Source organism: Olsenella sp. AGMB03486 (assembly GCF_040884255.1).
Taxonomy (GTDB): domain Bacteria; phylum Actinomycetota; class Coriobacteriia; order Coriobacteriales; family Atopobiaceae; genus Olsenella_L; species Olsenella_L kribbiana.
On the sequence record NZ_JBEVTM010000022.1, the window covers coordinates 1 to 21,336 of the forward strand.

Annotated in this window: 22 protein-coding genes, 1 tRNA gene and 1 pseudogene; 13 read left to right on the forward strand and 11 right to left on the reverse strand. The window is 59.8% G+C overall.

Features of this window, described 5'->3' with window-relative positions; translation table 11 throughout:
• Nucleotides 1-758, reverse strand: a 758-nt coding sequence (locus tag ABVS03_RS09750) for a hypothetical protein (RefSeq protein WP_368018959.1), incomplete at its 3' end; no start/stop codon positions are given.
• 424 nt (nt 759-1,182) lie between these two features.
• Between ABVS03_RS09750 and ABVS03_RS09755 the strand changes: the two genes are divergently transcribed.
• The 3 genes from ABVS03_RS09755 to ABVS03_RS09765 all read left to right on the forward strand — a co-directional run bounded on the left by ABVS03_RS09755 (nt 1,183) and on the right by ABVS03_RS09765 (nt 2,851).
• Nucleotides 1,183-1,887 carry a hypothetical protein gene (locus ABVS03_RS09755; protein ID WP_368018960.1) on the forward strand — a complete coding sequence of 235 codons (705 nt, stop codon included), beginning with the start codon at nt 1,183-1,185 and terminating at the stop codon, nt 1,885-1,887.
• Between the two features lie 8 nt (nt 1,888-1,895).
• Nucleotides 1,896-2,459, forward strand: coding sequence for a TetR/AcrR family transcriptional regulator (locus tag ABVS03_RS09760; RefSeq protein ID WP_368018961.1), 564 nt, complete (start codon nt 1,896-1,898; stop codon nt 2,457-2,459).
• Nucleotides 2,460-2,572: 113 nt separating this feature from the next.
• On the forward strand, nt 2,573-2,851 hold the full coding sequence (locus ABVS03_RS09765; protein WP_368018962.1) for a TIGR04076 family protein: 279 nt from the start codon (nt 2,573-2,575) through the stop codon (nt 2,849-2,851).
• 43 nt (nt 2,852-2,894) lie between these two features.
• On the opposite strand, the gene ABVS03_RS09770 is transcribed toward ABVS03_RS09765, so the two are convergent.
• From ABVS03_RS09770 to ABVS03_RS09785, 4 genes and pseudogenes are all read right to left on the reverse strand, one after another.
• Nucleotides 2,895-3,947 carry a ribonucleotide-diphosphate reductase subunit beta gene (locus ABVS03_RS09770; RefSeq protein ID WP_368018963.1) on the reverse strand — a complete coding sequence of 351 codons (1,053 nt, stop codon included), beginning with the start codon at nt 3,945-3,947 and terminating at the stop codon, nt 2,895-2,897.
• A gap of 33 nt (nt 3,948-3,980) precedes the next feature.
• Entirely contained in the window at nt 3,981-6,530 is a 2,550-nt protein-coding gene (locus ABVS03_RS09775) for a ribonucleoside-diphosphate reductase subunit alpha (RefSeq protein WP_368018964.1), read from the reverse strand.
• Complete coding sequence (locus ABVS03_RS09780; protein WP_368018980.1) at nt 6,427-6,864, reverse strand: GRP family sugar transporter; 438 nt, start codon at nt 6,862-6,864, stop codon at nt 6,427-6,429. Before ABVS03_RS09780 ends, ABVS03_RS09775 begins: the two co-directional genes overlap by 104 nt.
• A 153-nt stretch (nt 6,865-7,017) precedes the next feature.
• Nucleotides 7,018-7,623: pseudogene (locus ABVS03_RS09785) on the reverse strand (GRP family sugar transporter).
• Between the two features lie 283 nt (nt 7,624-7,906).
• Between ABVS03_RS09785 and ABVS03_RS09790 the strand changes: the two are divergent.
• The 10 genes from ABVS03_RS09790 (at nt 7,907) to ABVS03_RS09835 (ending at nt 16,373) form a co-directional block, all read left to right on the forward strand.
• Nucleotides 7,907-9,151 (forward strand): MFS transporter, encoded by a 1,245-nt coding sequence (locus ABVS03_RS09790; RefSeq protein WP_368018965.1) that lies wholly within the window; start codon nt 7,907-7,909, stop codon nt 9,149-9,151.
• 128 nt (nt 9,152-9,279) lie between these two features.
• Nucleotides 9,280-9,555 (forward strand): hypothetical protein, encoded by a 276-nt coding sequence (locus ABVS03_RS09795; protein WP_368018966.1) that lies wholly within the window; start codon nt 9,280-9,282, stop codon nt 9,553-9,555.
• 205 nt (nt 9,556-9,760) lie between these two features.
• Nucleotides 9,761-9,835, forward strand: a tRNA-Val gene (locus ABVS03_RS09800).
• A 164-nt stretch (nt 9,836-9,999) separates the two neighbouring features.
• Nucleotides 10,000-10,263 carry an IS3 family transposase gene (locus ABVS03_RS09805; protein WP_320832551.1) on the forward strand — a complete coding sequence of 88 codons (264 nt, stop codon included), beginning with the start codon at nt 10,000-10,002 and terminating at the stop codon, nt 10,261-10,263.
• A gap of 171 nt (nt 10,264-10,434) precedes the next feature.
• Entirely contained in the window at nt 10,435-11,379 is a 945-nt protein-coding gene (locus tag ABVS03_RS09810; protein ID WP_368018967.1) for a magnesium transporter CorA family protein, read from the forward strand.
• Between the two features lie 278 nt (nt 11,380-11,657).
• Nucleotides 11,658-11,819, forward strand: coding sequence for a hypothetical protein (locus tag ABVS03_RS09815; protein ID WP_368018968.1), 162 nt, complete (start codon nt 11,658-11,660; stop codon nt 11,817-11,819).
• A 496-nt stretch (nt 11,820-12,315) separates the two neighbouring features.
• A complete protein-coding gene (locus tag ABVS03_RS09820) occupies nt 12,316-13,395 on the forward strand; it encodes a substrate-binding domain-containing protein (protein ID WP_368018969.1) in 1,080 nt (359 codons plus the stop codon).
• A gap of 549 nt (nt 13,396-13,944) precedes the next feature.
• Complete coding sequence (locus ABVS03_RS09825) at nt 13,945-14,562, forward strand: biotin transporter BioY (protein WP_368018970.1); 618 nt, start codon at nt 13,945-13,947, stop codon at nt 14,560-14,562.
• 174 nt (nt 14,563-14,736) lie between these two features.
• The gene (locus ABVS03_RS09830) at nt 14,737-15,645 is read left to right on the forward strand and encodes a deoxyribonuclease IV (RefSeq protein ID WP_368018971.1); all 909 of its coding nucleotides are present in this window, start codon (nt 14,737-14,739) and stop codon (nt 15,643-15,645) included.
• A 152-nt stretch (nt 15,646-15,797) separates the two neighbouring features.
• A complete protein-coding gene (locus ABVS03_RS09835; protein ID WP_368018972.1) occupies nt 15,798-16,373 on the forward strand; it encodes an SGNH/GDSL hydrolase family protein in 576 nt (191 codons plus the stop codon).
• Nucleotides 16,374-16,376: 3 nt separating this feature from the next.
• On the opposite strand, the gene ABVS03_RS09840 is transcribed toward ABVS03_RS09835, so the two are convergent.
• The 6 genes from ABVS03_RS09840 to metG all read right to left on the reverse strand — a co-directional run bounded on the left by ABVS03_RS09840 (nt 16,377) and on the right by metG (nt 21,178).
• Entirely contained in the window at nt 16,377-17,684 is a 1,308-nt protein-coding gene (locus ABVS03_RS09840; RefSeq protein WP_368018973.1) for a serine dehydratase subunit alpha family protein, read from the reverse strand.
• 115 nt (nt 17,685-17,799) lie between these two features.
• Nucleotides 17,800-19,086 (reverse strand): ATP-binding protein, encoded by a 1,287-nt coding sequence (locus ABVS03_RS09845; RefSeq protein WP_368018974.1) that lies wholly within the window; start codon nt 19,084-19,086, stop codon nt 17,800-17,802.
• Nucleotides 19,087-19,124: 38 nt separating this feature from the next.
• Nucleotides 19,125-19,925, reverse strand: a complete 801-nt coding sequence (locus ABVS03_RS09850; protein ID WP_330972600.1) for an alpha/beta hydrolase-fold protein — start codon at nt 19,923-19,925, stop codon at nt 19,125-19,127.
• 14 nt (nt 19,926-19,939) lie between these two features.
• Complete coding sequence (locus ABVS03_RS09855) at nt 19,940-20,215, reverse strand: barstar family protein (protein WP_330972601.1); 276 nt, start codon at nt 20,213-20,215, stop codon at nt 19,940-19,942.
• A 9-nt stretch (nt 20,216-20,224) separates the two neighbouring features.
• Nucleotides 20,225-20,707: a ribonuclease domain-containing protein gene (locus ABVS03_RS09860; RefSeq protein WP_330972602.1), complete on the reverse strand. Its 483-nt coding sequence runs from the start codon at nt 20,705-20,707 to the stop codon at nt 20,225-20,227.
• A gap of 21 nt (nt 20,708-20,728) precedes the next feature.
• Entirely contained in the window at nt 20,729-21,178 is a 450-nt protein-coding gene (gene metG, locus ABVS03_RS09865) for a methionine--tRNA ligase subunit beta (protein WP_368018975.1), read from the reverse strand.
• Between the last annotated feature and the right edge of the window lie 158 nt (nt 21,179-21,336).

Sequence of the window (21,336 nt, forward strand, 5' to 3'; positions counted from 1 at the left end):
CGCTCGATCTTGTCGTCCATAAGCTCGAGGACCTCTCCGCCCATGGCTGGCCTCACTTTCCTGTTCAGTGGCTCATTTGCTGCAAGCAGATGGTCTGACACCCTGATTATAAGCTCTGTTATCTGCCGATAGAGAAGCTCGTCGCCCTGCAGGAGCGTGAGGTCGGCAAGGCGCATGCGTATCTCGCGGCATTCTCTGATGAGTGCTGCTGCAGCATCCGATTCTGCATCCAGGCTCGAGAGCTCCTTCTCATAGCGCATGAGGTAGAAGGGAAGGAGGATGAGGAGGCGTCTGCGAAAGATCTCCTCTTCGCTGACAAGCTGCGTCTTGTAGATTTTTGTATGGTAGCGGAAAGGTTCGCTGTCGGGCATCTCCACTTCCATTTCCAGATAGTCAGGCGTCTTGGAGGTATGTCGGAGGAGCAGCACGCACGAGGACGGGAATTTCATCCGGTAAGGTGCACCCTGCTCCAAAGCCTCCTGCAGGGCGATGCTGAAATCGTATTCGATCATTCTTACGACCATGCTGGCGTCGTGAGTGCTCTGGCATTCCAGGTGGTAGACCATATCTTCGATGCGGAAGACGGAATCGGAGATGTGGGTGCCCAGAGGTCCTTCGTGCTCCTCGTTGAACTGCACGATAGGGACATCTATCTCATAGCGGCGTCCAAACACTTCATTGATGAGGGGGATCAGTAGCTTCGGTGCCTTGTGCACCATGGTCTTGAAGACCGAGTCATAGATATTGCTGCTGTCCATGGGCAGTCCCTGCTCTCTCGCGATTTGTCCGTCCAGCGACGGACATGTCTTCGGGCAGGGAGGAGCGTAGCAAAAAATGAGAACAAATGTTCTGACAGTTATCTGTCAGGCATCTCGCAGGCATATCCAAATGCAGGCCGAAGACGGTGCGATGTGGATCTGCAGGGCCTCTGCCTGCGAAAATGGCCATTCTGCTTTCCTTGCCACGCACGATTGCGATGAGCCGGATAGCCCTGCACTGCACAGTTGATCGGCAGGCGGTTCGGTGAGTGGCAGGTGCCTTTGCTGGTGGAGGAGCTGATGTCAGAGATGTGCCGCTTTTCCTTTCAGTTGACGCTGTGTCTTGCAGGCGTCAATATGAACAGCGTTCATATTGAAACGCAAAGCGGGATGCTTCCTGCTGTTCTGAAAGAAAGAGGCTGCTATGAAACAGAGTCCTAAGGACGCAAAGCAGGAAGGCATGCCCAAAGGCATGCGCATCGCAGAGAGCATCTTCGATATCTGCTACCTTGCGTTCGATCTTGTGGCTGCCATCATCTTCTTCATGCAGGCACAGGGACGGACGGTCTTTCTGCTGTTTGGCCTCATGACCGTGCTGCTCGGAGGAGGAGACGCCTTCCACCTGATTCCGCGTGTCCAGATGCATCTTTTCGGCGCCAGGGAAGACACGACGAAAAAGCTTGGTCTCGGTACTGCCATCACCTCCGTGACGATGACCGTGTTCTATGTCGTGCTGTACTTTATTTGGCGAGAGATCTTTCCGGATATCGCAATCTCGCCTGCCATCCCGGTCCTCATCTTCGCGACAGCAGCGCTCAGAATCGTGCTCTGCTTCTTCCCTCAGAACGAATGGACATCCGGCAAGGAGAACCTGCGCTGGTCGCTTGCCCGCAACATCCCCTTTGCCATTACTGGCCTTCTGGTTATCGTCCTCTTTGCAATCTCCGGCAATGAGGGGGGCTATGGGCTCTGGAGGATGTGCATCGCTATTGCCCTGTCCTTCGGCTTCTATCTGCCTGTCACGTTCCTGGCGAAGAGGAAGCCTGCAGTGGGTGCTTTGATGCTTCCGAAGACGGTCATGTATATCTGGATCATCTGCATGGGGCTCGCTCTTCTGCCCCGGCTCTAGGAGTCCCCATGAAGCCAGCTGCAACATCGAAGGAAGAGATCCTTGCCGCTGCCAGAAAGATTGTGCAGCAGAAGGGCCTTGCCGGTGTCGGCATGCGCTCGGTGGCGGCAGAAGCGGGAGTTGCGGCAGGGACGCTCTACCACTATTTTCCGGACAAGGATGCCCTGCTTCTTGCTGTGACTGCAGACATCTGGTCAGACATCTTCGATCTTGACAGCCTGAGGCGGGAAGGCGATGGCTTCGCTGCTGCCACAGAGGAGCTCTTCTGCCATGCCTCCGGGAGAATGCAGGCATACCCCGGCTTCCCCGCGCTGCATGGTTTCGCCCTCTCCTCTGGCGGAGGTCCTGCCAAGGAGGGAGCTGCGCGCATGCATGCCTTCTTGGGAAAGGTCGAAAGGCATCTTTGGCAGGCCCTGCAGAAAGATGCACATGTGCGCTCCGATGCTTTCGGCAACGGGGTGGACGAGCAGGGCTTCGTTGCCTTTGTCCTGGACCATCTTCTGCTTCTTCTGATGCTTGGCAGCAGGGACTGCTCGGTCCTTGTCGCCGTGATCGAGCGGGTGCTCTACTGAGATGGAGCCCTCGGTGGCGGGCATCTGCTCTGCCAGAAAACATGTTCCTGCACCTCTTCCACAAGCTCTTCCCATGCATCACACTGGACGGGAAGAGCTGGCAAGGAGGGGACATGACAAGAAGGCGTCCGAAGATCAAGATCCAGGTCATAGACCGCAGGGGAAAGCATGGCTGCCATAGAGGCCACAAGGTGGGGGAGGTCTTCGATTTCGACGAAGACCGCGGAAAGATCTGCCCGATGGCAATGCACTGCGCTTTCCCCTATATCGATATCCTCCGCTACGGCGGAAAGATTCCGGGACAGCCTGAAGGCACAGCAGAGTTCTGCTGTTCGGACGCCGATACGATCATGGTGTTCAGGGCAGAGATTGTGCCGGAAGAAGACGAATAGGGAAAAGACGGCAGGGCCGCATCCTTGGGGAAGAAGGCATCTCCTACAGGTCGTCCACCAGTGCCGTGGATTTCGCATAGGCTGTGGAGCGCGCCTCGAAGAAGTCGGTCTTCACCATGTTCGCACTGCTGTACTGGCTCACCCATGCCATGTCAGCCGGCTCTTCTGCGTATCCTGGATAGAGCTCGCCCATGCCCAGAGAGCTCCAGCGCAGATTCCCGAGATAGCGGATGTAGTCTTCGACCTGCTTCGAGGTGAGGCCGGGGATATCGTCTCCCAAGACATAGGCGCCCCAGGCAATCTCCTGCTCGACGCCTTCCTGGAGCATGGCCTTGAGGTCTGCGATGTCCTTCTCCTGGAAGAGCTCGGGCTCCTCGCGCTGGAGCTCCAGGATCATGTTCCTGAAGAGCCACAGATGCGTGTTCTCGTCCCTGTTGATGTAGCGGATCTCCTGGGCGCTTCCGGGCATCTTGCCCATGCGGGCAAGGTTGTAGAAGAACATGAAGCCCGAGTAGAAGTAGACGCCTTCGAGGATGAAGTTTGCCATCATCACCCGCAGCAGTGCCTGGGCATCCTTCTTTTCCTGGAACTCGTTGTAGAGGTTTCCGATGAAGGTATTCCTGGCAAGCAGGTGCGTATCGGTCTTCCACTGGTAGAGGATCTCGTTTCTCTTCTCGGGGCTGCAGATTGTGTCGAGCATGTAGGAGTAGCTCTGGGAGTGCACGCACTCCTGGAAGGTCTGGATATGAAGGCAGAGATTCACCTCGTTTGCCGTGATGAATTCACCGATGTTCGGGAGATTTGCCGTCTGGAGGGAGTCCAGGAAGACGAGGAAGGAAAGGATCTTGTCGTAGGCCGTGCGCTCGGCCTGAGAGAGCTTGGGGTAGTCCTTCACATCCTGGGAGAGGTTGATCTCCTCCGGTATCCAGAAGTTGTTCATGGCCTGGCGGTACCAGTCGGAGGCCCAGGCGTACTTGAGATTGTTGAAGTCATTGAGGTTCGTCGTGTTGCCGCCGATGAGACGGCGCTCTCGCACGTCGGTATCTCCATCAGGGTTGAAGAGCGCCTTTGCCTTGAGCTTCGTCGTGTTCTGCATGGGATGTCCTTTCAAGAAGGGGTTGGAATCTCTCTAGCTTGCGCAGCTCTCGCACTCTTCGACTTCGAGCGACTTGCTGCGGACATAGTAGATGGTCTTGACGCCGTCTCTCCAGGCTTCGAGGTAGAGGGCAAGCACCTGGCGCATCGTATATTCGTTCGTGATGTAGAGGTTCACGGACTGCGCCTGGTCGATGTGGCGCTGGCGCACTCCTGCTGCCTTCATGCTCCAGGTCTGGTCGATCAGATGTGCCGGCTTGTAGTACCACCAGGTCTCCTGCGAGAGCTCAGGTGCGATGCGCGGCAGCATGGCCCCCTTCTTCTCCTCGAGGAAGAAGCGGCGCATGATGGGGTCAAGGCCGGCAGAGGTGCCTGCGATGATGGAGGTGGAGCTGGTGGGGGCGATTGCCAGAAGGTAGGCGTTCCTCATGCCGTGCTCTGTGACCTGCTCCTTGACCTTCTGCCAGGCAGGAGATGTGTAGCCGCGCTTCTCGAAGTAGGCGCCGGTTGCCCAGTCGGAGCCTTCGAAGAGCTCGTAGGCGCCGCGCTCCTCCGCAAACGCAGAAGATGCCTCGATAGCATGCCTGTTGATGCGCTCGAAGAGCTCGTCTGCAAAGGCGAGATGCTCCTCGCTCTCCCAGCGGATATGGCGCTTTGCCAGCATGTGGTGGTAGCCCGAGACGCCGAGTCCCACCGAACGGTAGCGCCTGTTCGTGATCTTTGCATAGGGGAGGGCATAGAAGTTGAGGTCGATCACATTGTCGAGGGCACGGACAGCACTCTCGATGGTATGGGCAAGGTAGCTGTCGTCCTCGAGGGGGATCTTCCCCAGCGAGAGGCTTGCAAGGTTGCAGACAACGAAGTCTCCAGGGCGCGTCGTCGTCACGACGACGGTATCGCCGTCCTTCGTCACGATCTCCTCTGAGACGGATTCGATCTCGCTTGTGTTCTGGGCGATCTCTGTGCAGAGGTTCGAGCAGTAGATGATGCCAGCATGCGGGTTGGGGTTGGCCTTGTTCACGGTATCGCGCATGAAGGCAAAGGGCGTGCCGGTTTCGACAGCGCTCCTGAGCACCAGGCGCACGATGTCCTTGATCGTGACGGTGCGCTTAGGGATCCTCGGGTCTGCCACGCAGTCGCGGTAGCGCCTCTCCCATTCCTCCCCGAAGTAGTCCTCGAGAGCATAGCCCTTGACGGTCGAGATATCGTGGGGGCACATGAGATGCCAGGGCTGGTCGAGGTCTTCCTCCGCCATCTTCCAGAAAAGGTCGGGATAGCAGACGGCGGGGAAGACGTCATGCGCCTTCATGCGGTCGTCTCCATTGTTGGTGCGGAGCTGCAGGAACTCTGGCAGGTCTCTGTGCCAGGCATCGAGATAGACGGCAACGGCTCCTGCGCGCACGCCGAGCTGATCGACCGCGACGGCCGTATCGTTGATGACACGGATCCAGCGCACGACGCCTCCGGCTGCTCCCTCGAAGCCCTGGATGGAGCCGCCCTTCGCACGGACCTTGCCGAGATACATGCCCATGCCGCCGCCGTACTTCGAGACCATTGCGAAGTTGTCGATGCTCCGGTAGATGCCTTCGAGGCTGTCCGGCACGGTATCGATGAAGCAGCTCGAGAGCTGGTGGTGCGGCTTTCTGGCATTGGAGAGCGTCGGTGTTGCCATTGTCACTTCGAGCTTCGAGAGCATGTCGTAGAAGCGCTGGACCCAGCGCATGCGCACATCCTTCTTCTCCTTGAGCGCCAGATGGAGGGCGATGCCCAGAAACATCTCCTGCGGCGATTCGAGGGCGGTATGGTCATGGCTGCACACGACATAGCGCTTGAGCAGGAGGTCGAGTCCTGGATAGTCGAGCAGACCGGTGCGCTCGGGGACGATGAAGGAATATGCCTCCTCGATCTCTGCCTTCGTATAGCCCTCGAGGATGTAGGTGCCATAGAGCCCCTGGTCCGTGAGATAGCGGAGCTTCGAGTAGAAGCCTTCGATGCCGCGCCTTCTCTCCTCTTGGGCAAGGCGTGCGTCTGCCGTGAAGGCAAGGAGCCTTCCGGCAACGAGGCCCCAGGAAGGCGCCTCCTGGGAGGTAAGCTCGACAGCTGCTCTCACGAGTGCATCGAGGCGCATATACCTATCCATGTCGGGCTTGGCAAAGCTCTGGAACTTGGCGAAGAGGGCATCGAGGGGATAGAGGGCGGTTTCGAAGTCGCGCGAAATCTTTGCAAGCACGTCTGCGAGGCGTGCCTGCATCCTGGAATCAGCATCGCTCCCGAGTGCAAGTGCCACGATGCCCAGACGGGCACGCCGCAGCTCCGATCTCCTGTGGCGGTAGAGGATATAGGCCTTTGCGGCATCGAAATGGCCCGATTCCATGAGGGCACGCTCGACGATGTCCTGGATGCTCTCCACGTCAGTGCTGCCACAGGCACCGATGGCTGCCTCTGCGCGTGCAAGGAGCCTGTCGAGAGCATCGGCGCTTTCAGCAGCAGGATCGCCTACCTCCCTGAGTGCCTTCTGCATGGCGCGGGCAATCTTGAGCCCTTCGTAGGCTTCCGTGCTCCCATCGCGTTTCGTGACCTGCATGGCCTATCTCCATCCTGCAGCGCTTGGCTGCGGTCCATAGCTGTTCGAGGTCTCGGGCATGTCCCGGACCGCTATAAATGCTATCAGAACAATAACAATTAAAGACAGGAAATGGTATCGATATGCTGTAGGCGATGGACATGATGCGTCCCTTCTGCCGCCGAAGCGGCTGCTGCGCTCCCCTTGGAGGGGAGCGCTTCTCTGTCCGAGCTTTGTCATGCCGGCTGCCTGCGGCAATCAGTACCATGCCCGCGACAACGAACCTGAGCTCTTTGGGCGTCTTCTTCTCATGGAGGATGAACAGGCCTCCGAGCGTCGCGAAGATCAGGTTCATGTCTGCGAGCGTCCAGCCGACGGCGACGCCGTTGACCGGGTTGGAGAAGAGCCAGCGATGTTCGCGACCGACCACAGGATGCCGGTGAGCATGTTCTGCCAGGACTTGATGCCGAAGATGCCCTCGCTGCGGCCGAAGATGCCGTCAGACGACTCACACCTGCTCACGATTGCGGAGATGACCAGCAGGGCGAAAGCATGAACAGTACCTGCGGAAGCAGGATCTGGAGCTGTCCACGCTGAAGAACCGTGCCGCTGTCGCATAGGCCATATACAGGGCAGAGGAGATGGCCGTGATGATGAGGCCTTTGCGGATATCTGAGGCAGAGGTGCTCTGCTGACCTGCCTCGGTATGGGTGGTGAGCACCGTTCCTGCGATGATAAGGACGATGCCGGCAAACCCCAGGCCCATCTGCCAGGCATAGGGCCACTCGCCGAAGCAGAATGCGCCGATCATCGAGGTGAGCAGGAGCTGCATGCCGGCAGTGAGCGGCATGGCGCGCGAGACGCCCAGATAGTCGAAGCTCTTGATCTGCAGTATCTGGGCAAGGGCCCAGGGAATCCCGTTCGCTGCCGCGGCTCAGACCAGGGCGGGCGTCCAGATGATGGGGTCTATCAGGGCAACGACGATGGCCATGGCAAGGGCGGTGAGCACCATGCCCATCTGCTTGCTGGCACCGGTGCCTCCGATCTTATGCATGACAATGCCCTGGAAGCCCCAGCCAAGCGCAGGAATGAGTTCGATGAGGATGGAACCCATGACGCCAACCCATGACGCCTCCTTGATGGAATGCGGCTAAGACAGATGCTGTTCTGATATCCCGGGATCGGCATCAGTATATGCAGCAGGGCAGTCCGGCATTTTGCGTCAATCAGCCAAGAATCCAGAGAAACGCGTCAATCTTGCGGCATACCAGGGGCACAGCCGACCCCTCAGGGGCTTCGCTCATGGCATGCAGCCTGTTCTGGCAGCATGCATGGACAGGGTCTGCGGCAGATGCTATATTCGCGTCCGATTGGAGCCGGGCAGGAAGGGCGGGCACGTGGAAGAGCGGGAGTCGCAAGAGACACAGACAGGCAGAAGCTCCTGGAAGCGTCGCTACTATACGATCCTTGCAGGACAGGCAGTCTCGCAGGTGGGAAGCTCTGCGGTCCAGTTTGCCCTGATATGGCATCTGGCGCAGCAGACAGGATCTCCCTCCGCCATGGGGCTGGCAGGGCTGGCGGCATATCTTCCGGGCGCCCTGCTCTCTCCCGTGGCGGGCATCGTGGCTGACCGCCACAGCAGGAAGCGGGTATGCATGGCGGCAGATCTTGCCGCCGGCATCATGGCAGCCCTTTTTGCCCTCGCCCTGGGGCATGTCGGCGTCTCTGTGTCGGCCGTAATCGTGCTTCTGGCTGCCCGTGCCTGCGCTACGGCGTTTCAGGCTCCCGCTATGCAGGCCATGGTGCCCGATATCGTGCCGCAGGATGCGCTGATCGAGGCGGGAGGGATGGCGCAGGCATTGACGAGTGCCTCCCTGATCCTGGGGCCTGTGATCGGCGGTGCGCTCTATGCCGCGCTTCCGCTTCCTTTCGTGCTCCTCACCGACCTTCTTGGTGCCCTCGCTGCCGTAGGCACGCTGGCAGCGGTCTTCGTGCCCAATCACCTGGCGCCAGGCCCGCGTCCTGCGCTCCATCCTCTGTGCGAGCTCAAGGAAGGCCTCGCGGTATTCTGGGAAGACAGGCTGCTCAGGCAGGTCATCGTCTCCTTTCTGGTCCTCATGGTCTTCTTCATGCCGCTCTCATCCTTCTATCCGCTTATGACCAGCAGCTACTTTGGCCTTGGCGCCTTCGAGGGAAGCGTCGTCGAGATGGTCTGGTCTCTGGGCATGCTTCTTGCCGGCGTCGCAATCGCGAAGGCGAAGCTGGACGACGAGATCCGTGCCTCATATGTGGCAGGTGCCCTGATCGGAGCCACCTGCATCGGATGCGGCCTCGTGCCGGCAAGCTATGGCGGATGGATCGCTTTCTCTGTGCTCTGCGCTGGCATGGGTGCGGCATCGACCTGCTACGATGTGCCGATCGTCGCCTATCTGCAGAAGACGGTCCCCCAGGCGAGGCAGGGGCGTGCCTTCTCGGCCTTCCAGATCGTGTCGCTGGCCGCCATGCCGGCAGGGCTTGCCATAGCATCTCCTGTCGCGGAAGCGCTCGGCGTGAATGCCTGGTTCGGCGTGAGCGGCGTGGCGATACTGCTCCTCTGCCTTGTGATGCTCGTGCTCGAAAGGCGTCTCAGGACACGGCTCTGAGAGCTTTTTTGCCTAGCCCCTCCGCTCTCGTGGACAAGCTGTGCATATTGCATGCAGCTATGGCAGGCGGCATTCAGCATGCCTAAAATATATTGTGCACAATACATTAATTGAGGAGAGGAAGGCATATGGCCGAGAAGGAGACAGGGCCGATCGGCTCTTCGAGTAGCGAGGCTGCCAACAGGAAGATCTTGGAGCTGGTGGATGAAGCCAAGGTGAAGCGCATACCGTTCTTCGTCCGCAGGCATGCATTGAGCAAGACCTTCGAGAAGATCGAGCACGAGCACCCCGAGCTCTATGCCGTGGCTGCCAAGGAGGGTCCGCTTCCTGACGAAGCGCGCTCGCAGCTCAGCGCTATCGTGAACGCAATCTTCGATCAGAAGCTCAAGAAGCACAGCCTGTAGAGCGTGTGGCAGGATACGTAGCGCATGGCTTCGGCATGTGCGGCCTGATGGGGGAGATGCTATCTTCGGGCAGAGTGCTGCTGAACGGTCGGGGAGCTCCCCCTCCCGGTTCTTGTGGGCTTCAGGAAAGAGTCCTTGCAATTGCGGAACAGGTCCGGTATAGTTCAGTGATGCGCTGCACGGCATTCCGAGCAGCTATATATTCGGGCGTTTAGCTCAGGGGGAGAGCGCTTCCCTGACACGGAAGAGGTCAGAAGTTCAAATCTTCTAACGCCCACCATAAACTCGCAGGCCAGAGGCTATGCCCTCTGGCCTGTTTTCATGTCCATCGCTCCTGCGCAACGACCCTGGAACGAATCGTTCCGCATTTTGAGTCGCCCGGGCTCTCTGATAGGCCACACGTACCCACGACACATTTCTGCCTGCATCCGGCCCTCCGCCTGGATGCTGCAGCCGTCCCACGTTCATTGGGAAATCACGCAGAGCATGTCGCGCAAGGGCAGCTGCATCGACAACGGCGCCACCGAGCAGGTCTTCGGCCACCTGAAGGACGAGCTCTGCAGGGGCGGGGACTGGGAGACGTTCGAGGAGTCCAGGGCGGACCTCGAGGCGTACATCCGGCATTGGAACCATGTGAGGTGCCAGGCCAGGCTGAAGGGCCTGGCTCCGGCCGAGTTCCGGGATTTTGCCCTTCAGGAGACAGCCTAGCGGCTATGATTCATCGCGTCCAAGTTTTGGGGCGCAGTTCACAGCTTCCTTGTGTGTCCGCTTCTTTCCTCCTGGCATGTCAAGGCTTCGCATGAACTCCAGCTCAAGCTCCGTGGAAATCCTCTCCACGTGTATCCTTGGAAGCTGGACAGACAGGGCAGGAGGCGGCAGGTGATAGAGCTTTACCGGACAGATGATGCGGGCACGCATGCAGTCGATGAAATCGATGACTGGGTATGGATCAAGCTCACCTCGCCGTCGCTCGACGAGATCGAGTCCGTCGCGTCGCAGCTCCAGGGTGTCGATCCTGCCGATATCGCTGCTGCCAATGACCCGGAAGAGAAATCCCGTGTCGAGTACGAGGAAGCGTTCTCCCTTGTCCTTATCGATATCCCGGTCGACGATGTGCGCCACGGCGTCTCGACGTATGAGACCATCCCTTTGGGCATCCTCATCCTCGAGCACAATGTGATCACGGTCTGTGCGCAGGATACGCCGATCCTCTCTCCGGGGCGGGCCGGCTCTGGCCTGGAGCTTTCGACGAGGCTGCGCCGCCAGTTCCTCTACCGCATCCTGCTGAGATCTGCTCTTCTCTACCAGAGAGATCTGCGCTGCATCGACCGGCAGAGGCGCGAGTTCGAGGAGAAGATAAAGAAATCCACGACGGAAGCCGACCTCATGAGCCTCCATGAGGTGGAGACGACCTTTGTCTACTTTGCGACATCGCTCAGGGGCAATGGGTCTGTGCTCACGCGCCTGCAGCGCTCGGGCAGGCTCCATCCTGGCCCCAGCACAGAAGATCTCCTCGAGGATGCTGCGACAGAGACGCAGCAGGCCATCGAGATGGCCCAGATCTACCGTGACATTATGGATGGCACGAGAAACCTCGTGAGCTCGCTCATGGACTCGCGCCTGAACAATGTGATGCAGCGCCTCACGTCGATCACGCTCATCCTCTCGATTCCGACGGTCATTTCGGGACTGTATGGCATGAACGTCGACCTGAGCTGGATGCCGCTCGCGAATGTCCCGCATGGCTTTGGCATCATCTGCGGCGGCACGGCGATCGTCTGTGTCATCCTTTCGATCATCCTTGTCCGCAGAGGCTGGATGTAGGGAAGCAGGAACAAGGTCTCGTGCATGAAGAAAGGGCAGATGGATATGCTCCATCTGCCCGATTCTGATGGGTGTGCGGGGTCGCAAGGAGCGTCAGTATGCGTTTGCGGCCAGCCGGAAGCTGCCCCGCCTGAACAGCCTTGTCCGAGAAGGCAGCGGAAGAACGGTGCATGCGCTCTGGCCCTCTCAGGAAGGCAGGTCCAGAGCCAGGCAATCTGGTTCGTGCAGCCCTGAATCGTCTGGATGGCCTCGATAGCCTCGGAAGGCCCGCACGCGGCATGCAGTTCCATACCATGCTCGAACCCATATCGACCGCGACGGTGCCCATGAAGTTCACGTGCGCCATGCTGTCAGCATCGAGGAAGAAGATACCGGTCTTCGATCCATCATTGCTGCCGATGCAGAATATGGTCCCGCCGGTCTCGGAGACGCCCATATAAGCTTTCGTGACCTTCGAGGCAGAGATGGATGGCCAGGGCGGCTACCCTCCGCAGGGAGGATAGGGCTATAGCCAGGGTGGCTATCAGCAACGTCAGAACGGATTTGCTCAGACAGGCTATCCCCGGGCCCACCGGCACAGTCCTGGCAGGAAGTACCGGATGCAGCAGCGCAGGGAGGCGCCTCCTTCGAGGATGCTGGCAGCCTGGAGGAGGTTTCCCAGGGCAGGGCAGCTCCCGAAGCAGCTGCTGTGGGACCACAAGCTGGCATGTCACGTCAGCCCCCATGCTGCCAAGGATGGCTCCTGGACCTGCCCGACCTGTGGTGACTGCTTCGACGATTCCGATAACGACCAGCAAAGAGCCTCAAGCAAAAAGACATGCCCAAAGGGACCTGCCTTCTGTGCACGTTTCTCCTGGCATGCCACTTCACGTGCATATGCTGCAACGCGTATGATGGAGAGGCACGTACAGGACAAGATCTGGATTGGCTTTCTGCATGGCAGATACACGCATAACGATGAGAGATATCGCGGCCCATTTCGGCATCTCCGTCAATACAGTTCACAAGGCGATAGCGGGAAAGCCCGGCGTCGGTGCCAAGACCCGTTCCGAGATTCTGCAGTATGCCGAAGAGGTCGGCTATGAGCGCAACGAAAGCGCCTCGATGCTCAGGCGCAAGGCGCCGGTTGTCTATGTCGTGCTGCCAAGCGCAGAAGACGATGGGCGCTTCTTCTATGCCCAGCTCTGGAGCGGCTTCGAGGCATTCGCTGCCTCCCATAGTTCGGGCGACATCGAGTTCAGGCGCTGCTCGTTTCGTCCTGGCTGCTATGCGGACGTGCTTTCCGAGATCTATGGGAAGATCGAGGCAGGGGAACATGTGAGCGGCCTTCTTGCCTTCACGCCCGAGACGGAACGGGATTTCCTGGAGCTCAAGCGTCTCTCGGAGCATGCTATCCCCATCGAGCTTGTCATGGGCGCAGACCGAAGGATTGACCATATCGGGGCAGCGGTTCCCGACTACCATGCTGCAGGCCTTCTCATGGCAGAACAGGCAGCGAACCTTATGGCAGGTAGGGCTCACGGAGATGCAGGCCTTTCGGCGGTCCTGCTCTCGGGCGATGCGACGGTCGAGGCGCATCGTCTCGTGGCCGATTCCTTCAGAGAAGAGCTCCGGAGAATGCTGCCGGAAGCACGCATCATTGAGGTCCCGGGCGGCCACAGCGAGCGGGACGAGCTCCCCGACAGGGTGCGCAGGGCTCTGGAAGGGTGTGTGCCCTCGTTTGCCAGCAGCGTCTTTGCGACGGGCAGCATGGTGCTTGCGCAGGAGCTCTGCGCTGCCGGCCTTGCCGGCAAGGTGCCTGCCATCGGCTCTGATGTCTTCCCGGAGAATGTGGAAGCGCTCAGAAACCATACCTTCACGAATCTGCTCTTCAAGGATCCGGAAGGCCTTGCCTTCCGTGCGGCTGCCACGCTCTCTGCCTGCCTCTTGTATGGAAAGGTGGACAAACGACTCATCGTCGGCGATGCGGAGCTTGTCTTCCGCTCCAATCTGGAGCACTACCTCAAGAGGCGCTAGGGCGCTTCCTCCTGCGTCTGCTCATCCGGATGGCATGTCGTTCTTGAGAGGGCCTGCTGCACCTTCTTCTCAGGGGCTGGCAGAGGCTGGCGCCCTGCCGTGTAGGCGATGCTGCCCGATGCTGTCTGGAAGCTGCTGGACAGGGCCTGCTCGCTATGCTTGCCGTGAAGACATCTGATATGGGAGAGTACGGCCAGGCCTGCTGCCGGCTCATCTGGGCGAAGGCAGGAATTGCTCTGTCGCAGGACCGGCCCAGAGGAAGGGGAGCGTCTCTTCAGCAGGAGCAGCTGCCTGCTCCGTCATGCCCGGTGTGTGGCAGGCGAGACGGCCTGTCCGCCGCAGGCGAAGAGCCGTGCCGAGACAACGATAGCGCGGAGCTTGCGCTCATGCAGGGTATCCATCACAGCCTCCTTCAGGCGCGCGGTTCGAAGGCATGAAGGCAGCGTATGTTTGGGTCTTATTTCCTGAACGAGAGGCTGCACGAGCAGGCTGCAGCGGGTTGCTATGCTATTCGTGCATTCCTTGCCCGATGTGTCGAAAGGAAATGATATGCGAAAGAGAACGAACGGGATGCTCCTCGAGGAATCGCCTGCCAGCACGCGGCTGCGCAGCCTGGTGCAGGGCAGCAGTGCGCAGGCAGGCGCTTTGCGCATCTGCGCGGGAGCTCTTGCTCTGGCGCTCAGCGCCAATCTCGCGATTCCGCTTGAGCCGGTGCCGTTCACGCTCCAGATCCTGGCGCTTGGCTTCATCGCTGCGACGCTGAAGCCGAAGGAGGCGGCATCTGCTGCCGGCGCCTATGTCGCGGCAGGCGCGCTCGGTGCTCCGGTCTTTGCGGGCGGGCTTGGCGGCGTCTGGCGTCTGGCAGGTCCCACCGGAGGCTTCATTCTCGGCTTCGTTGCCGGCGCCTGGGCAGGATCGTATCTTCTCTCCCAGCTTTCGAAGACGCGCCTTCCCTGGGCCGTGTCCTGCTTCCTTTCTGTTGCTGCAATGACCGCTGTGGTCTATCTTGCCGGCTGGGCACAGCTGGCGCTTGTCGCGCAGCTCTCTCCTGCTGCAGCATTCGCGGCAGGTGTCGAGCCCTTCGTCGTCTTCGACCTGATGAAGGCAGGCCTTGTGGCATCGGCTCTTGCGGCAGGACGTATCGCGGCACGCGAGGTGCGCCGCTAGGTCCATCCGCCATATCCAATGCAGCTTGAGGCAGTCCGGGCAGACGTTCCGGGCTGCCTTTGCTATGTATGGTGGAATGCCTGGGCATCTGCAGCCTTTCTGCTCTTTTGCGGGCTGGTGTCCCATGGGCATAGAATCGCTGTGCATACATCTGGACAGGAAGGTGCAGGATTCATGGGCGACATCACGGTAGGCTGCCATCTCTCGACTTCGAAAGGCTTTGAGGCGATGGGGAAGTGCGCGCTCGAGATCGGCGCAAATACCTTCGCCTTCTTTACGAGGAATCCCCGAGGCGGCAAGGGCAAGGTGCCCGATCCGGCAGATGTGCAGGCACTTCTCGATCTTATGGAGCGCCACCAGTTCGGAAAGCTCGTCGCGCACGCTCCCTATACGATGAATCTGTGCTCGGCGAAGCCGGATGTCGTGGCGTACACGCGCGAGGCCTTCGCTTCCGATATCGAACGCATGGAAGAGCTGCCCGGCAACTACCTCAACTTCCATCCCGGCAACCATCTGAAGCAGGGAGCAGATGAAGGCATCCGTCTCATCGTCTGCGGCCTCAATCAGGTGCTCGTGCCTGGCCAGAAGACCTGCGTGCTGCTCGAGACCATGGCAGGAAAGGGGACCGAAGTGGGCCGCACGTTCGAGGAGATAGAGAGCATCCTCGAAGGCGTCGAGCACGACGAGCTCATGGGCGTCTGCCTCGATACCTGCCATGTGAACGACGCGGGATATCCGATAGCGGAAGACCTCGACGGAGTCCTCGACGAGTTCAATCGGGTGATTGGCCTCGATCGGCTGAAGGCGCTGCATCTGAACGATTCGAAAAATCCTCTTGGCTCCCACAAGGACCGCCATGAAAAGCTCGGACAGGGCACGCTCGGCCTGGCTGCCTTCCAGGCCATCGTGACGAATCCGCGCATCTCGGATCTGCCGATGATTCTGGAGACGCCCAACGAGCTCTCTGGCTACCGGCGCGAGATAGCTGCACTGCGTGCTCTTGCTCGGGGAGCCGCGCTCGACGAGGCCAAAGCGCTGCTTGAAGCAGAAGACGAGGAAGAGGAAGCGCCCAAGGAGGCATAGGGACCGCTTTTAGGCCCCTCATGAAGGCCTGCCAGGATGCTGGCGCAACGTGGGAGCGCATGGCATGCGCACAGGAGTGCTGGTATGGCGCTGGCAGGGGCATTGCGCAGTCCGATGGTCGCTGTCCATCTTCTCGGGAAGGCATGAGGTCTATGGATCGCTCCGATACATTCCGCATCCTGATGCTCGGAAACAGCTTCACGCGGGCCAATGGCCTGCCAGAGCTTCTTGCCGAGGAGCTTTCCTGCGAGGTCGAGGTGCACGCGCGGGGAGGGGCACGTCTCGCCGAGCAGCTGAACCCGAAGACGAAGCTTGGGAGCCAGACGCTCGCCTCGCTCGAGGCAGGAGGCTATGCCTTCGTGGTGCTCCAGGAGATGAGCACGGCAGCTGTGGCATCGCCGGCATCCTTCGAACGAAGCGTGCAGAGGCTTGCCTCTCTGGTGCGCGCACAGAAAGGGGTGCCTATCCTCTTCGAGACCTGGGCATTCTGCGAAGGATGCCCGCGCCTTGCTGCGCTTGGCCTCGCTCCATCTTCCATGCAGGATGCAATCACTTCTGTCTGCCGCAGCATCGCAGACAAGGATCGTCTCGTGCTGGCCGAGGTCGGGGAGGCCTTCAGGAAACAGGGCTTTGCCCCAAGGCTCTACGGGCGCGATGGCAGGCACCCCAGCCTGGACGGCACGAAGCTCGCCGTGGAGGCCCTTGCCTCTGCCATCCGCGGTGCGTGAGCCTCAGGAGTTCTGGCAGACCGTCTTTCCAATCATGATGTTCAGGATCTCGACGTCGGTGGGATGCATGCCGACACGTCCGACGTATCCCATGGAGCGGATCGTCTCTTCCGTCGTCTCGCCGATGAGGCCTTCGCCGGGATTGAAGTCCACATTCGCCAATGCCATGTCGCAGCCGAGGATGGCGGCATCGACCGCAGCGGCGATCTTGGCAGCGCAGCTCGGCTTGGCACCATCGCAGACGATGCCGCCCACATTGGCAAGGGTATTGGCAATCGTTGCCTGGTACTGGCCGAAGGAGCCGCCCCTCAGATAGCAGATGGCAGCGCCAGCACCGGTTGCCGCGGTCACAGCGCCGCAGAAGGCAGAGAGCTCGCCGATGAAGCGCTTCGCATGGATGGCGGTAAGGTCGGAGAGTGCGACGGCACGCAGCATCTCGTCGTGGGAGACCTTGAGGAAGCGTGCGTATGCTGCGACAGGCAAGGAGCACGTGATGCCCTGGTTGCCCGAGCCGCAGTTGATTACGACAGGCATGGGACAGCCGCTCATGCGGGCGTCCGACCCTGCCGCTGCCGCAGCGCGTGCACGGCAGGAGATATCGTCGGGACGGGTGAGGAGCAGGGTCTTGCCGATGCGGGCGCCCCAGTCGCCCGAGAGGCCTTCGTTCGAGATCTCCTCATTGAGCGTCACCTGGCGCTCGATCATGTCCTTGATATCGGCGATGGGGACCGTATGGGCAAACTCCCAGATGCCTTCAAGCGAGAGGCAGGCAAGGTCGGGCTCTGCTTCTGCGTCCTCTTGCGCAGCACCTTCCTGCACCGTGACGCCGTCGACCGAGACTGCCTTCCCATCACGTGTGAGCTCGACGACATTCGTATGCCTGCCCGAGACGCAGGCCACACCCTCATGGCCTTCTCCTGTTGCGACGACGCGGATATAGAGGTTCGGCACATCCTCTGCCAGGGATACATCGCAGAAGCCGGAGGAGACAAGCTCGCGTGTGCGCTCCTGCTCATCTTTCGTGACGCCTTCGAGGACTTCGAGTGCTGCCTCTGCCTTGCCGCCGACGCAGCCGAGCGTCGCTGCTGCCTCGATGCCACGCTGGTTGCCGGAGTTCGGCACGGTCACGCTCTTCACATTCTTGATGATGTTGCCAGAGCAGGCAACGGAGAGATGCTCAGGAGCTGTGCCCAGGGCATCACGCGCCAGCGCCGCCACAAAGGCGACCGCTATCGGCTCGGTGCAGCCAAGCGCGCAGACGAGCTCGCGCTTCAGGATATTGAGGTAGCCTTCTCGGGCCGTGCGCTCCATGCCATGCTCCTTGCTCTTGTGAAGTTTGGGGGATACGGTAGCGCACGATAGCTACAGGCTTGTTAAACGAACGCTGCCTTTCGTTCCTTCTCCATGAAATCGAGCGTCGAGGCGCTCACTCTTCCTTGGGCTCTTGCATCTCCTCGTCCTGGCTTGTCGAGAGCAGTGCCTGGACGAGAGCAGCATCTTCCGAGTCGGGCGAGCCAAGCGGAAGTCCGCAGGCTTCGAAGAAGTGGCTGCCGGCAAACTGGCGGGCGCGGAAGGTGTCGTGTGCCCCGTCATCGAGATAGCGGACGCGCGAGAGGCAGTCTGCCGTTGCGCACCAGAGGATGCCGTGCGTCTTTGCGTAGGAGAGATAGGTCGGATCCTTCGACCAGAGCGTCACGCCTGCCATGTGCTCGAGCTCGTATGCTACAGCATATTCCTGCCAGGAAAGGCCCGAAAGGCGCACGAAGCGGTCAAGGAGCGATGCCATCCTCGTCACGCGCTGGAGTGCCGCCGATGCGTCCATGAGGCGGACATCATCAGGAAGCGAGGCGCCCGTCTTTTCCCGCAGGGTCTTGAGCGCACTCTTTCGCTTCTTGCCGCGGACCATGACAGCAGGGACCGAAAGCTTCATGGATGCGTCAGGGAAGAGCTCGATGGCAGAGTGGGGGACGACCATATCGTCTGCCTGGGAGCTCCTGAAGATGAGGCTGTCATGGGCATGCTGGATGTGGCACTCGACGCCGTTGTGGGCAAAGGCTTCCTGCATGAAGGCAGCACCCTCGTTCACGCGGGTGCGGGCATGGACATCTTCTGCCGCTGGTCCCATATGGAAAAGATAGAGGTCGAAGAGCGCTGCATCATCAGCTGCATCGTCTGCCATCGGATAGAAGACTGTGCGCCTGCAGAAGCGCTCGACTTCCTGCCTTCTCCTCATCGCTCTGTCGTAGAGATCGACCAGCGCTGCCGAGTCGGCAGGGCCTGAGGTCGAGCCCTCCCTTATCTCGACAATGCCGTCGGCGACATAGGGCGGGAAGTCGCCCTCGTCGATGCGGACAAGCACGACGCCGGTCTCTGGATTCTGGGGATTGGCAAGGAAGCGCACCTCGAAGCGCGGTGCCGGCGATACATGGTGGCGGCAGAGCTCGCCTATGATCTGGGAGTAGTCGGCAGAGCCTTTGGGCAAAGGACAGACTTCGCGGGAATCGTCGGCAATGCCGATGATGAGCCATCCGCCATGGGAGTTCGAGAACGAGGCCACGATCTTCGGGATCTTGCGGCGCACTGAAGGGCCGAATGTCTGCTTGAACTCGAGGGCAAAGCCTTCCTCGAGCTCCTGGAGCTGGGCAAGGTCTCCCCATGCCACATCGCTCAGGGCCTTCTCATGCCCCTGCTCGTCACGAAACGGGCTGAACATCCTGGCTCCCTCCTGCATAGACTGTCTGAGGTTCTTGCTCAGGCTTCGTCTGGTCCATCCTCGCGGGCACACCACAGGAAATCGAAGCAGCGCCTGTTCTGCGTCGCCCAGCTTGCCTCGTTGTGCTGCCCTCCCGGAATGCACCAGAGCGAGGTTGCCGCTCCCTCATTGCGAAGGATTGTGGCAAGCTCCTGCGTGGCTGCGGCTTCATCCGAATCTTCGAGGAGATCCTCTCCCCAGATCTTGCCGGACTCTCCCTCTGCCCAGGCGAAGTAGGCCCGTGTATCAGAAGAGATGTCTGAGATGTTGGCAAGAGGCACGAAGAAGCGGTTCATGAAATGGCAGCCCGAAGAGATGCAGCCTGCCTTGCTGAAGACATCGTTGTGGGCAAGGACGCCGTAGACGCTCATGATGCCGCCCATGCTGGATCCTGCGATGGCAGTCGCTTCGCGGTGCGGCCAGGTACGATAGGTCGCATCGACCCAGGGCTTTATGTCGTTCATGATCCACTGGAACGTCTTCTCGCCGATGCCATGGACATCGAAGTCCATGATCTTCAGGCTCCAGGGACAGTATTCGTCGAGGCGCTCGTTTCCGACATGGCTGCACTCGAGACCGACCACAATCATCGGCTTCTCCCAGCTGCGGAGGAAATCTGCCAGGCCCCAGCTCGTGCCGTAGGTTGCCTCATTGTCAGAGAAGAGGTTCTGCCCGTCGAAGAAATATGTGACGGGATAGCGCTCCTCGTTTCCGTCTGCGTAGTAGTCATCAGGAAGCCAGATGTGGAGCGTCCTTGTGCCTTCGTGCGGCGCATACCACATGTCGTGCTTTTCGATCATGGCAGAAACTCCTCTCAGACCGTATATATCGCTACCTGGAGGGTCGGATTCTCCTCGGCAGCACGCGAGGCAACCTGGGCAAGCGCTGCAAAGAAACGGTGCCGGGCGAGGTCTTCATCCTGGCTGTCCAGGACGATCTCGAGCTCGGCTGGAACTGCCACATCTTCGAGGAGGTCAGAAAGCGCTGCAAAGTTGCGGCCGAACCAGGAGGGGAAGCCGAAGCTCTCAGACAGAAGGTCCCAGACGTCGTCTGGGGCAAGCGTGTCTGCCTCTGAAATCCGGATCTTCATCGGTCTTCCTCAGTAGAGCTGCTCGAAGGTCTCGTAGTGGTCGGGCGTGTAGTAGATGAGGCCGTCGGTCGACCAGACGATGCGCTCAGGCCCCCGCATGCCTCCATCGTAGTCGATATCGCATTCATGCCAGGTCCTGCCCTCGGCGTCTGGCAGCTTTCCGTCGTCGTTGTAGAAGACAGAGCCACCTATGCTCATGCCCGGGCAGACCTCGTCGAGATTTCCTTCCGAGGGAACCCAGCCTGCCCTCTTCGCCTTTGTCTTCGAGATGAAGTTCGGCGGCAGCTCTCCGTACTCGTGGAGGTAGGCAGCAACCTCCTCCTTGCTTGTATAGGAAGAGCCATGCTCGACCTGGACCGTGCCTGCTGAAGAGGTGGCCTGAGCATCCTGGGGTGCAGCAGTTGGCGTGCTGCAGGCCCAGGTACCCAGAGCCAGAAGGAGGGCAAGGATGCAGGAGAGCATGGCTCCCAAAAGATGGCGGAAACGTCTCATTGCGCTTCTCCAGCTTGGGAACTAGCAGAGCTTTGCGCCTGCAGGGATCTTGTCATCGAGCATGAGGAGGGAGAGGTGCTCGGAGTCATCCTCCTCATAGACGGCAGAAAGCAGCATGCCGCAGGAGTCGAGACCCATCATCTTCCTCGGCGGGATGTTCACGATTGCGACAACGGTCTTGCCGACGAGCTCTTCTGGCTCGTAGTAGGCGTGGATGCCGGAAAGGATCTGCCTTTCGGTGCCGGATCCATCATCGAGCGTGAACCTCAGGAGCTTCTTGCTCTTCTTCACGGCCTCGCAGGCAAGCACCTTGCAGACACGCATATCGGATGCGGCAAATGTATCGAACGAGATCTCCTCGGCAAAGGGCTCGATCGAAGGGGCCTCTGCCGTCTTCTCAGGAGCAGCGTCCTCAGGAGCCGCTTCGGCCTGCACGTTCTCTGCCGTTTCGATCTTCTCTTCTGTATCCATGCTCAACCTTTCTCTTGCGTTGTGGACGCATCCATTCTATACGAGCCTGCATTCTGTCTGATGATGCCGGAAGGCTCAGGCTCTGGTGCAGGCAATTCTCTTTCAGGCCTTTTTCTGGAGTTCCGTGTGATAGAGAGCCCTCTTTGCTACCATGTTCT